The sequence below is a fragment of the Magnetococcales bacterium genome, from assembly GCA_015232395.1.
Lineage (GTDB): Bacteria > Pseudomonadota > Magnetococcia > Magnetococcales > JADFZT01 > JADFZT01.
In genome coordinates this window covers 38,253-49,960 of the sequence record JADFZT010000031.1, presented here as the reverse complement: position 1 = coordinate 49,960, position 11,708 = coordinate 38,253, and the positions used below count along the sequence as shown (strand labels likewise).

The window sequence follows — 11,708 nt, the reverse complement described above, 5'->3', positions numbered from 1 at the left end:
AACCCCACCACCGCGACCGGTGCCGTGTTTGATGATGTTTCTGCTGATTATTGGGCGGGAAATTTTATTGAAAAATTTTCAGAGCTGGGGATCACCAGCGGCTGCACCGACAGCACCTATTGCCCCAGCCGGGAGATCTCCCGCTCGGAGATGGCGGTGTTTCTGGTTCGAGCCAAGTATGGGGTTGATTATGCCCCCCCCACAGCCACTGGTTCGGTATTTGGTGACATCGCCAGCGACTATTGGGCGGCATCCTATATCGAAAAACTGGCAGAGGAAGGTTACACCGACAACACCATCGAACCAGGCCGGGAGTGCGATGGAGAGGGGGACTATTGTCCTAGCCTGACCATCAACCGGGCTGAAATGGCGCTCTTTCTGGTGCAAACCTTTCAGCTTGAGGGTGACAGTAGCGGATCAAGCGATGATACCTATACCAACTCCCTCAACATGGACTTCGTACGTATTGCCAGCGGCACCTTTGAGATGGGGTGTGAAGACGATGACAGCGAATCGGGCTATGCCTGTTATGTCAACGAATCCCCCCTCCACACGGTCACCATCACTGAAGATTTTTTCATGCAGACCACCGAAGTGACCCAGGCGCAGTGGCAATCGGTGATGGGCAGCAACCCGGCCTATTTCGCCAATTGCGGGGATGACTGCCCCATAGAGGAAGTCTCGTGGAATGATGTGCAGGATTTTATCACCGCCATGAACGACCTGGGAGAGGGAAGCTACCGACTGCCCACCGAGGCGGAGTGGGAATATGCCTGTCTGGCGGGAACGACTACCACTTGGCCCTTTGGAGATGACGATGAAGAGTTGGCCAATCATGGTTGGTATTCATCCAACTCCAACAGTCAAATCCAGCCGGTGGGCGGGTTGACTGCCAATGCCTGGGGCTTGTATGACATGCAGGGCAACGCCTGGGAGTGGGTGCAGGATCTCTATGACAGCCACGCCTATGACAGCCATGCCTCGGAAGATCCCCTCTATGAGGAGAGCGGCACCACCCGGGTGCGTCGTGGGGGCGGCTGGAACAGCAATGCCAATGGCCTGCGCTGTCGCTATCGCCAATTCTACCTCCCCACCAACAACATCTATACCGTGGGGCTACGCTTGGTCAGAGAGCCCTGAACACCACGCCGTTGGTGCAGGCTGCCAAAATCACGGATTGACGACATGGAATCTAATCCAAAGACAACCTCAGGGTGCGGCTGTAGCAGCCAGAGCAGAGATGAACAACGGCCCTGCCCCACTTGTAATCATTTGGGGGAAGCCATCACCCCAAAGACTCCACAACACACCCTGAAAGCCCCCTTTCGCAAAGAGGTTGATGCCAACGGCGCCTACTATTTTTGCCCACAACCCGACTGCCCCACAGTCTATTTTGAATTTCCAACCGGACACACCTTTACCACCCCACAGTTGATCCATCGGGTCACGGTAAAGGATGAACACCTGGAGACCCCTCTCTGCTACTGCTTTAAGATCAAAAAAGGGGAGGTTCTTGATAAGTTCCGCATATACGGAATAACAGATATTTCCGCCATGATCCGGGAAAAAGCCAAGGGCCGCCCATGTCAGTGCAGCATTTTCAATCCTCGGGGAGTGTGTTGCACGGAGGGGATTCGGGAGTGGCTGATAAAGGAGGGAATCGACCCCAAAATGGCTCTGGCTGATGGATGCTGCTCAGGGGAGGATGGGGAATCGTGCTGTTGACCTTGGCCGATACAAAATATAAGGATCGTGTGGTTGACCTTTCCCAGCTACGGAACCTGGTAGTGCCCTCCTGGTAAGGATGGATCTAACAGGTTAAAATTACAGATCTTTCACGATTTCGGAATGGAGGCCAACGCATCCTTACCTGTATGAGACTGCCATGCTCCCTTACCTGAATGATTCCAACCAGCGGATTTTTTACTCATTCGCTCTGATCGTCTATTCGGGTCTGATCTATCTCCTCTCAGATCGCCCCGGAATGATAACGTTGGATCTTTTTCCCCATCAGGACAAGCTCGTCCACGGGATCGCCTACGGGGTGATGGCGGGGCTTGGAAGAATGGCCTTTTTATGCTGGCCGCAAGTGAAACCCGTCGACTTGTGGGCTTGGTTTTATGCCGCACTCTATGGGGCGAGTGACGAATGGCATCAATCCTTTGTGCCGGGCAGGGAGGTCGATTTTTTGGATTGGGGGGCTGATGCCCTGGGGGCTGCTTTGGTGCTTCTTGTCTGGCGTTATTGGCGTTCTCGGGCTGCTCGAATCAACTCCTGAGCTCCCAAAACCCCGATATTATCGCCCTCCCCCCTTCCTCTGGCTTGGCTTCATCTCTCCCCTGCCCTTTTGGTTTTCATCACGACCATTTTGGCTTCATCTCTCCCCTGCTCTTTTGTTTTTCATCACGACCATTTTGGCTTCAGCTCTCCCCTGCCCTTTTGGTTTTCATCACGGCCATTTTGGCTTCATCTCTCCCCTGCCCTTTTGGTTTTCATCGCGACCATTTTGGCTTCAGCTCTCCCCTGCCTTCTCGATTTTTATCACCTCCACGCGATTATCGTGAAAAGCGGGTCCGGTATCAGGGGCGACCGGGTCGCTATGAGAGAGGGCGTTTAAGGAGATCCCTTCGGGAAACTCTTCGGCTTTGAAATTGGTCTCTGCCAGACAGAGCCCGGGAGAGACATCGGTGGTGACATGGGCTGTGAGGCTCAGACGCGCCAGATCATTGAACACTGCAACAGGATCCCCCTCCCCGATTCCCCGGCTTGCGGCATCTTCCGGGTGGATCCAGAGCGTTGGGGGACCGCGACGCCTGGTGGCTTCGGGGGCTGAGGTGAAGGTGGTGTTGAGCACATCCAAAGCGGGGGGAGTCATGAAATCCAGAGGATAGCGCTTGGCTTCCGGTAGATCTCGACGGTTGACCGGCCAGTGGTCGGGCATGGGGGGCATGCTCTGATCCGGCCATCCCGGAAAAAAATGGAAACGGCGATCCGGCTGGGGAAAGCCGTTCAGGAAGTGACGCTCCTCCCAGCTGGGAGCACAGTCCAACCAGCTTAAGCCATGCCAATTGTCTGCTGGAGGGAGCTGGGAATCCGCCAATACTTGCCCCACCGTCTCTTCATCCGTCAGGCTGAAGCTAGGAGATCTTTCCGAAAGCCCCAGGCCTTTGGCCAATGCATTCACCACATCGTGGTTGCAGCGGGCCTGTTCAAAAGGGGGCAAAACCGGCTCGGCATATTGCAAGGTATATTGACCGTAGGATTTATAAAGGTCGGCGTGTTCCAAAAAGGAGGTAGCGGGAAGCACCACATCAGCCAAGCGGGCGGTATCGCTCATCACCAGTTCGTGGACCACTGTAAAGAGATCCTCCCGAAGGAGCCCCTTGTGAACCCGGGTTAAATCCGGGCAGGAGCCGGCAGGGTTGGCGTTGAAGACCAGCAGGCTTTTGATGGCTGTGGTTGGGTCGGTGAGATATTGTCCCAGGCGACTCATGTCCAGCACCCGGGTGGGCTTTTCCATGAGGCTTTGTTGATTGACCGCCTCGCTCTTTATTGAAAAGGCGTCTCCGGTGGCAAAGAGCGCACCACCTCCCTTGCGCTGCCAGGCGCCGGTGATGGCCGGGAGGCAGGAGACCGCATGGGTGTTGACCGCCCCATTTTTTTGCCGACTCATCCCCAACCCCAGGCGGATGAAGGGGGCACGCGCTTGACCATACAGTTTGGCAAACGCACGGATGCTCTTCTCAGAGAGCCCGGTCAGGGGGGCAGCCCATTCTGGCGTGCGGGTAGCCAGGTGGGCTTTTAGCTCTTCGTTAAAGTCAGTCTTGCGTTGTAGATAATCGAGGTCAGCCAAGCCTTCGGCCAGCAAGACGTTCATCATCGCCGCCGCCAACGCCCCGTCACTCCCTGGTTTGGGGGCGATGTGCAGGTCGGCCAGGTGGGCAGTGCGGTTGCGATAGGGATCCACCACCACAAGCTTCGCACCCCTCTTGCGGGCTTTTTTGACCCAATGCATCAGGGTGATGTGGGTGGCCGTGGCATTGATGCCCCAGAGGATGATCAGATCGCTCTCAGCCATTTCCTGGGGAGCTGGTCCCACCGCAAGCCCCACACCCCTGCGCCACCCAGCCCAACCGATGGCATAGCAGATGTTGCGGTTCATGCGGGAAAAGCAGGCTGCATGGGTCAAACGCTCCATGGCACGACCCTGCACAAGTCCCATAGTGCCGCCATAGTGGTAGGGAAAGATCGCTTCGGAGCCGTGTTGGTCGATAATCACCCGTAACCGCTTTACCACCAGATCCAGAGCCTCCTCCCACCCCGCCTGGCGAAATTGACCGGACCCTTTGGCGCCGGTGCGGATCAGGGGGGTGGCGATGCGGGGGCCTTCCTGTATTTCCCGAAAGCGGGTCACTTTGCCGCAGATGGCCCCTTGGGTGAAGGGATGGTCCGGATTGCCCTTGACCTCCAGCAGCCGTCCTTCCTCCACACGCACCAACAGGGCGCAGGCCCCGGGGCAATCCAGGGGACAGGTGGTGGTGTGCTGATTGAATGATGGGGCGGAAGGTGTGTCAGAGGAATTCATGGGCGGATAGGTCTGACTTTTTTGGGGGGGATCGAACAGCGTCAAGGCGGCAGCATAAAGCAATCGGGTGAAAATTGACAATCCACATCAGGGCAGACCGGTTTGTCTGGATGGATGGCAAATCAGGTTTGAATGTGTTTGGGAATAGCCGCTGGATGGAGTCTATGTGGCGCATAAATGCTCAGAAAAGTGCCCATACCTCCCTTGGACTGGTGATCGGGACAGGCCCTTTCAGAAAAGGATTGAGACCCCAATGGTTGGGTTTTTCGGGGAGAATCAGTCGGTAAAAAATGAAAAACCTCATCGTCTCTATCTGTAAATGAACGATAATTATTTGTGGATTGAGCAGGTCTGGGATCAGGCATGGGAATTGCTAACCACCCTCTACTCTGGAGCCAGGGATCACCCACTCCGGAATGACAGGCAAAAAGGGGCTGAATATACCGATCAACCGGTCATTTTTTCCGATAGGAAAGTACCGAAATCCATGCGTAAGTACCTGACCATTTCCGTTACAGATGTCACCGGATCCAAACATTACCAAGTTCACAAAGCCGTCAAATATCTGATGCAAGGCTCTCTGGTCGCTGCGGTCGGTGGGGCTGTGATGGCTATTGGCGTGATGGTCAATCAAGGTGATTTGCTCCCAGCCCAGCAGAGTATCCAACCAGATCAACCCCCCCATATGCTGACCTCCCTGATGCGGGAAAATGAGCATCTGATTCGGCGGTTTAATGAAAAAATGCGGGAGTTTGACGATATCAGTCAGCAGGTGATGGCGATTGAAGAGATGATCGGGGTCGAGGTGATTGAGGGTAATACCCTCTCCCAGCGGATCCTGATGGCGGGGCAAATGTTTGGTGATCAGGATAAGGCGCTCAAGGAGATCGGTGCCCGGGTGGAAAGTCTGGAAGGGGAGATCGGCCTGGCTGCCCAGGTCAATCAGACCCTCCAGGAACGGGTACATGTGGCCTCACTGACTCTCAGCCAGAAAAAAATGTTGCTCAACAACATTCCCAATGGTTACCCCGTTCCCTTCGAGGGGATCAACAGCCCCTACGCCAAACGCATTCATCCCACTCTGAAAAAAAAGGAGTGGCATCGTGCCGTGGATCTGGCCGCTGATATGAATACCCCTATTCATGCCACGGCAGACGGGGTGGTGGAGTGGGCGGGTTTTCACAAAAAAAGCGGTTACGGCAATCTCATCCTTGTGCGCCATAACTACGGCTTCAAAACCGCATTCGGCCATTTGGCGGAGGTGAGCGTCAAAAACGGCGAATTTGTCAGACGGGGGGATATCCTGGGGCGCACGGGCAACAGCGGTCTCAGCAGCGGTCCCCATCTTCATTATGAGGTACGCTTCAACCACAGACGTCTGGATCCCGCTCCATTCATGGAGTGGGGTATGGACAACTATGACGTCGTTTTTAATAAGGAGAAATGGATCAAATGGCCCTCTTTGCTGCAGCTGGTCAATCGAAGGCTGACCGATCAAACACCGCCATCATTGCAGCTGGCACAAAAGTGACGGGAGAAGTTCGCGTCGATTGTCGGCTACACATCGATGGGGAGCTGGTGGGCCCCATTCACTCTACCAACCTGGTTTCCGTCGGGCGCAAGGGGCGGGTTGAAGGGGAGGTGCATGCCTCCAAGCTGATCGTCTCTGGCAATATGTTCGGCAATGCCGACTGCGATGAAATTGAAATTTTGGCCGGTGGCCGGATGGTTGGCCAGGTCTATTCCCGCAAGCTGGTGATGGATCCGAAAAGTATTTTTGAAGGGGAAAGCCAAACCCGCTCTCCAGCTGGGACGCAGGACTCTGCCCAGACTCAACCCCAGGAACAGCCCGAAAAAGAAACCGGTGAGGCGGAATTGCAGGCATTCTATGCCGCATTGGCCAAGGAGGAAAAGTGAGGCCAAACCCAAGAGAAGATGCAAAATTCAGCCCTGGCTTGGTGCCGGTGGCCATCCTCCATTCAGACAAGGTAGCAAGTCACGCTACGGCATCGGAAAACGGGACAAATGTGACAGCCGAATTTATCCCGGGACTCTTGCCGGGAATGACGCTGCCGGATAGTAAACCAAGCCTGGAATCGGAATTTTGTCCTGGCTTGAAATAATCGTCTGAAGTTTATTGAGTGCCGGGCGGGCTCCTTGACCCGTTTGAGCAAACCAGCCGGTTTTTGAAAATTTGACCGCCAAAAAAAACGGAGCGCCAGAAAAAAAGGGCGCTCCGTTTTTTTTGATTTTTGGCAGCGGGTCTATTGATTCCAACCGTTGCTGCTCCCCACGAAAGTGGATGTCCATATCCCGAGGGGGGTTGAGATTTATCTGGGCGTTTATTTCCGCAACCAGGGGAAGGAGGAGTTGGCAAAAGTGCTCCAACGATCATCCAGTTGGCCCCGAATCTCCTCATATTGACGTGCCCGCCAACCGATGATGGACCCGGCATATTGGATGACTTCCGGATCCTCTTCATCCTTGAGCAGGATTTCCAACAGGCCGGGGAGTACGGCGACATCGTTCATCACACCCAGCAAGCCCTGTAATCCCTTGAGGTGAAGGGTAAAGTTGGCCATACCGTCTTTGTTGAAGAGGGGGGTGAAAAATTCCGTGGCATAGCGCAGCTTTTTGCAGTCGATACGCAGCTGGTGCAGCTCCTCGTCCCCCATCTTATCCATGGCTTCGCCTGCGGTCAAAACCTGGGTGAAACGTTTGTTGAGTACCTTGACCGCATATTTGGTGACCCCTTTATCCAGAAGGCTCAGATTTTTCTCTGGAATTCCCTCATTTCGCCACCCTTTTTCATCCAGCCAGGTTTCGAAATTGGATTTGAATTTTTTGTAGCGGGCGGAGCTGATGGTCCGACGTACTTGGGTGTAGGCCGTTTTTTGGTGTTTTATGGCCAGTTCGAGCATTTTCTTTTCGCCGTTCGCCAGGGGGATCCGGCTGGACATGGCCTGGAGGCCTTCATCAATGAAAACGTCCAGATCCCGAGCCGGGCCCATCTGACCGGCAGCCCAACGCATTTCGTTGGCAATGGCGTCGGTGGCTGTCCTGGGGATGGCCTTGCGATAGATCACCAGGGCTGAGCGCATGCGACGATAGGCTACGCGGACCTGGTGGACTCCTTCGATATCTTCACCCTTGTAGGCGATGGGTTCCCATTCCAGCATATACGCATAATTTTTCCGCAGAATGGATTCAAAGGCCTCTTCAGTGCTTTGGGTAGCATGTATATCACTCTGTTTACTTTTGGATTTAGCTGCCATTGAAGGTATTGACTCCTAAAACTTGGTGAAATCTGATCGGCTATCATACTCTTTTTGAGGAGAAAATGTCTACTCAATCTGCACAAGTGGCTTGGTAGGGTTGGGTGGTTCACCTTGAATTAATTGGAAATTAGGCCAAAAAGGCGTATCCATTCCGCCCCAACCCGGGCTTGGCAAATCCACTTTGGTGTCAAATTGGACTGGACATTCATGTGGATCGGCAATTATAGTCACATGCTGTTTTGACTTCCATCCCGTTTAGCATGGCTCTGGGAAAAGAGTCTGGGAAACCTTTGGAAGCTCCAAGGAACTCATGGCCGGATCTGCAAAGGGTGTACACTCTTTAGCGGTAAACCTTGAAGTGGGGATGCCAAAACAGGATCCAAACTACCGTGAAAGTCGCTTCCAAGCTTTCATGGGCTGGGATGGAGGGGAGCTTCCCTTCTTCATTAAAAACGTTAGCTTAACAGGCTTTGCTTTGGAAAGGGATTAGACTAGTCATGGCCAAAAAGAAGGAACAGGAGAAAATCACGATGACCGATATCGTCCTCGGAGCCGGCAGCAAACAAGCCAAGCGCAAAGCCGGACCCAAAATCAAAAAGATGAAAGAACCCGAATATCTGGAAATGATGACCCCCCTGCATATTGAGCTTCTCAAAATGCAGAGCACGGTCAAGGAAAAAGGTCTCCGGGTTGTGGCCCTCTTCGAAGGCCGTGATGCCTCAGGTAAGGGTGGTACCATCAAGCGTTTTATTGAGCACATGAATCCCCGCGGTTGCCGGGTTGTGGCCCTCGATAAACCGACCAATAAGGAAAGAGGTCAGTGGTACTTCCAACGCTACGTCCAGCATCTCCCCTCCGAAGGTGAGATCTGCTTCTTCGACCGCAGCTGGTATAACCGCTCCGGCGTGGAACGGGTGATGGGTTTCTGCACCAAGGACGAGGTCCGTGAATATCTCCGCTCCGTGCCCGAATTCGAGCGGATGCTGGTGGCTTCCGGAATCATCCTCTTCAAGTTTTATTTTTCCGTCTCCAAGTCAGAGCAGCTGCGCCGCTTCAACAAACGCTCACAGGATCCCCTCAAGCAGTGGAAACTGAGCCCGGTGGACAAGGAATCCCAAGACAAGTGGGAAGACTACACCAAGGCCAAGGAAGACACCTTTTTCTACTCCTCCACCGCCGAGTGCCCTTGGACCATCATCAAATCCGACTGCAAAAAGCAGGCTCGGATCAACAGCATCAAATATTTCTTGAGCAAGATGAATTACAAGGGTAAACCGAAAACCGGTCTGACCTACGACAAGAACATCGTGCGTACTGTTCAAGAAGAGATCGGCATCGACTGATTTTTGCCTTGCCGTAGCATCAATGTCGAAAAGGGGTTGCTGGCTGATGGCTGGCAGCCCCTTTCGTCTTTTTGCAGTCAGGCATAGAGGGGGGGCAGTGGTTGGATCTTTCGGATCATGGTCAGTCCTGGGGGGGGAGATAACCACTCCCGGTCAGATCTGGCGGTCAATCAATTTTTGAAAGCTGGTTGGCTACGACCATTTCGTGTCATCTATCGGTCCCGTTTTCCTGATTTCCAGCAATACATCCGTTTGATCGAGCCTATCACTGCTCTGATACAGAGCTTCCCCTTCCCTGGTGCCACCAACCGGGATATCGATTTTTCAACGCTCTTTCGATCTTAGCCCTTTCCCAATGGAAAAACGTTTCATGAAGGTGGTAGGAAAGAACGATGTGGGGTATGATTCCGGCGGGTGAAACAAACCCTCTCAGCCGGATGTTGTCCGGAGACGCAGTGCTGGCATTTTTTATGCACTTGGCAGAGATGGAAACGTGCATCGATCACTACATCTTTCCCGCAACATGGCTGTGGCAGTCACACCCTGTTCAGGTGGGGAATTTTCTGCATCTTTTTTCCGGGAAGGAGATGCCCGGATGATCGGATCCCTATCAGGTGGGTTTGAACCAACGGTTATAAGCTGACGTTTCCGGGGGCTGCCCCGGGATATTCAAGGAGTCTTCAAGAATGACAAAGAATTCACTGGAAATCATCCAAACCCTGGTCAATGTAGCGCTTTATCAACAAGAGGCGAAGGACGGCGAAGAAGCACCCCCCTCCCCCCCTGCACCGCCACTGGTGACCCTCTCCAGAGGCTGTGGGGCAGGAGGCGCTGAGATCTCCGAACTACTGGCTGAGCGACTGGGTGTGCATCTCTATGATCGTGATCTGCTGAAGGCCATCGTCAAGGAAACCAAAGCCGATAAGCACCTGATGGAGCGTCTGGATGAGCGGGTTCCTTCCATTGTCGATGACTTGGTTCTCGCCTTTTTTGCCAAGAAAAGCACCACCAAGGACAATTTTTACCGCTATATGGTCAAGGTGATTCTGAATATTTGCCCCAGCGGCGGCGTCATCGTCGGTCGTGGCGCCCACCTGCTGATCCCCCAAAAGAGTCCGGTTTTCAGAGTGCGGATCGAAGGGTCCAGCAAGGCTTGCATCAAACGGGTAGCCAAACGCAAGGAGCTTAAGAAGAGCAAGGCGGCTCAGTTTATCGAAAAGGTCGATGCGGAGCGGGCCAAGTTCGTCAAGAGAATCCGCAAGCGCTACCCGACGGTAAGCTTGGACAGTGAATTCGACATGGTCCTCAGTACGGATCGGTTGACCAATGAGCAGGCCGTGGCGATTATCGCAAGTGCCATGAAGGAGATGGGTTTCAATATTTCCTGACCTGACCTGGATCGTGCTGACAGGTGGCGGAGTGGGAGGGGTGTATCCTTTCCCTCCGCCCTTGTTGGCAGGCCCCTCTTTTTTTTATCCCTGCCCTACTTTATCTTTTTCTGCCCCACCCCATTTTAGGTTTTTCACAGAGAACTCAGCTATCAGGCGGCACTCCCCAATCGCCTGGACTCACCTGAAGATTCAGTTGATCCGCGGCTCTGTATCCCCAACCCGGCTAGACCTTTTCATCAAAAAAAACCTCCCCATCACTCCAGGGAGCTGAGTTTAATGCCAGCATGGTCGGCGATCCCCTGGGAGCGTTCATCGGGATAGGTACCGCCGAAAATCACTTTATTGACACCCACATTGGCCAGCATACCCATGCAGGCGGCGCAGGGCTGGCAAGTGACATAGACCGTTGCCCCTTCCAGTGACATGCCATATCGGGCTGCATTGGCCACACCGTTGGCCTCGGCATGGGCACAGACGCACAAGTCCAAACCCTGGCCACTGGGCACCCCTGCTTCCCGCCGGGCACACGTGGTTGGGTGGGGATAGCCACTGGGCACGCCGTTAAAACCGGTTGCAAGAAGCCGCTTGTCCCGGACAAAAACCGCACCTACCTTGCGTCCAGATGCACAAGTACTCATCTGAGCTGCAAGTTGTGCCGCTTCCATCCAGTGTTGATCCCAATCAGGCCGCATTTTTCAACTCCCCACCCCAGACCACGCATTCATTTTAAAAAAAAGCCCTTTGCATCCATCTGACAGGAGCTTCTTTGCGTTTCCTGTCGATCTTATTGTAATCATTGAAATAGTCGATATCCACCACATTCCTTTTTTCTTTTTTGGGTTGGATGCCACGCTGGATTGCCCCATCCCAAACTTGATATTTGCCAATCTCCAGGCGATCATCCGATAGAGAGAGTCAGTTATCGGCGATTTTGAATGGTTGTGTTGCGGGGAGAATCTCCTTGAAGGGCAAGAAGTTGGCATTATTTCGGTGGGGGCGGAAGCAGGCCTTAAGTCAGGATAATTTAGGGTTTGTGTCTTTCATGGTGTTGTTTTTATTGTTTTTTCAAGGTTGTACCTGGCCTTGGAGTCAACAGCCAACCCCATCGCCT

The 11,708-nt window shown here is 53.6% G+C and carries 11 protein-coding genes; 7 read left to right on the top strand and 4 right to left on the bottom strand.

The genetic code is table 11. From position 1 onward, the window contains the following. The 3 genes from HQL52_10420 to HQL52_10410 form a co-directional block, all read left to right on the top strand. Window positions 1-1,140, top strand: a 1,140-nt coding sequence (locus tag HQL52_10420; GenBank protein ID MBF0369861.1) for an SUMF1/EgtB/PvdO family nonheme iron enzyme, incomplete at its 5' end; no start/stop codon positions are given. A 45-nt stretch (window positions 1,141-1,185) separates the two neighbouring features. Beyond that, window positions 1,186-1,725, top strand: coding sequence for a hypothetical protein (locus tag HQL52_10415; GenBank protein ID MBF0369860.1), 540 nt, complete (start codon window positions 1,186-1,188; stop codon window positions 1,723-1,725). A 160-nt stretch (window positions 1,726-1,885) separates the two neighbouring features. After that, complete coding sequence (locus tag HQL52_10410; GenBank protein MBF0369859.1) at window positions 1,886-2,278, top strand: VanZ family protein; 393 nt, start codon at window positions 1,886-1,888, stop codon at window positions 2,276-2,278. Window positions 2,279-2,512: 234 nt separating this feature from the next. Here HQL52_10410 and HQL52_10405 read toward each other — a convergent pair whose 3' ends face one another. Beyond that, window positions 2,513-4,666 (bottom strand): molybdopterin-dependent oxidoreductase, encoded by a 2,154-nt coding sequence (locus tag HQL52_10405; GenBank protein ID MBF0369858.1) that lies wholly within the window; start codon window positions 4,664-4,666, stop codon window positions 2,513-2,515. 406 nt (window positions 4,667-5,072) lie between these two features. Between HQL52_10405 and HQL52_10400 the strand changes: the two genes are divergently transcribed. Together HQL52_10400 and HQL52_10395 are read left to right on the top strand one after the other, a co-directional pair. After that, on the top strand, window positions 5,073-6,116 hold the full coding sequence (locus HQL52_10400; protein ID MBF0369857.1) for a M23 family metallopeptidase: 1,044 nt from the start codon (window positions 5,073-5,075) through the stop codon (window positions 6,114-6,116). Then, window positions 6,038-6,502, top strand: coding sequence for a polymer-forming cytoskeletal protein (locus HQL52_10395; protein MBF0369856.1), 465 nt, complete (start codon window positions 6,038-6,040; stop codon window positions 6,500-6,502). Before HQL52_10400 ends, HQL52_10395 begins: the two co-directional genes overlap by 79 nt. Before the next feature lie 123 nt (window positions 6,503-6,625). Here the strand turns inward: HQL52_10395 and HQL52_10390 are convergent, their stop codons facing one another. Beyond that, window positions 6,626-6,862: a hypothetical protein gene (locus HQL52_10390; protein ID MBF0369855.1), complete on the bottom strand. Its 237-nt coding sequence runs from the start codon at window positions 6,860-6,862 to the stop codon at window positions 6,626-6,628. A 65-nt stretch (window positions 6,863-6,927) separates the two neighbouring features. Beyond that, on the bottom strand, window positions 6,928-7,860 hold the full coding sequence (locus tag HQL52_10385) for a CHAD domain-containing protein (protein ID MBF0369854.1): 933 nt from the start codon (window positions 7,858-7,860) through the stop codon (window positions 6,928-6,930). Between the two features lie 500 nt (window positions 7,861-8,360). Between HQL52_10385 and ppk2 the strand changes: the two genes are divergently transcribed. Then, window positions 8,361-9,206 carry a polyphosphate kinase 2 gene (gene ppk2 / locus HQL52_10380; GenBank protein ID MBF0369853.1) on the top strand — a complete coding sequence of 282 codons (846 nt, stop codon included), beginning with the start codon at window positions 8,361-8,363 and terminating at the stop codon, window positions 9,204-9,206. A gap of 686 nt (window positions 9,207-9,892) precedes the next feature. Beyond that, window positions 9,893-10,594 (top strand): cytidylate kinase-like family protein, encoded by a 702-nt coding sequence (locus tag HQL52_10375; protein MBF0369852.1) that lies wholly within the window; start codon window positions 9,893-9,895, stop codon window positions 10,592-10,594. A gap of 257 nt (window positions 10,595-10,851) precedes the next feature. Here the strand turns inward: HQL52_10375 and HQL52_10370 are convergent, their stop codons facing one another. Further along, complete coding sequence (locus HQL52_10370) at window positions 10,852-11,289, bottom strand: dCMP deaminase family protein (GenBank protein ID MBF0369851.1); 438 nt, start codon at window positions 11,287-11,289, stop codon at window positions 10,852-10,854. Window positions 11,290-11,708 lie beyond the last annotated feature (419 nt).

Bases quoted from the DNA above. Each gene is read 5' to 3' on its own strand.
- HQL52_10395 (MBF0369856.1), top strand. From the start codon at position 6,038: ATGGCCCTCTTTGCTGCAGCTGGTCAATCGAAGGCTGACCGATCAAAC.
- HQL52_10410 (MBF0369859.1), top strand. From the start codon at position 1,886: ATGCTCCCTTACCTGAATGATTCCAACCAGCGGATTTTTTACTCATTC.
- HQL52_10400 (MBF0369857.1), top strand. From the start codon at position 5,073: ATGCGTAAGTACCTGACCATTTCCGTTACAGATGTCACCGGATCCAAA.
- HQL52_10415 (MBF0369860.1), top strand. From the start codon at position 1,186: ATGGAATCTAATCCAAAGACAACCTCAGGGTGCGGCTGTAGCAGCCAG.
- HQL52_10375 (MBF0369852.1), top strand. From the start codon at position 9,893: ATGACAAAGAATTCACTGGAAATCATCCAAACCCTGGTCAATGTAGCG.
- ppk2 (MBF0369853.1), top strand. From the start codon at position 8,361: ATGGCCAAAAAGAAGGAACAGGAGAAAATCACGATGACCGATATCGTC.
- HQL52_10385 (MBF0369854.1), bottom strand. From the start codon at position 7,860: ATGGCAGCTAAATCCAAAAGTAAACAGAGTGATATACATGCTACCCAA.
- HQL52_10370 (MBF0369851.1), bottom strand. From the start codon at position 11,289: ATGCGGCCTGATTGGGATCAACACTGGATGGAAGCGGCACAACTTGCA.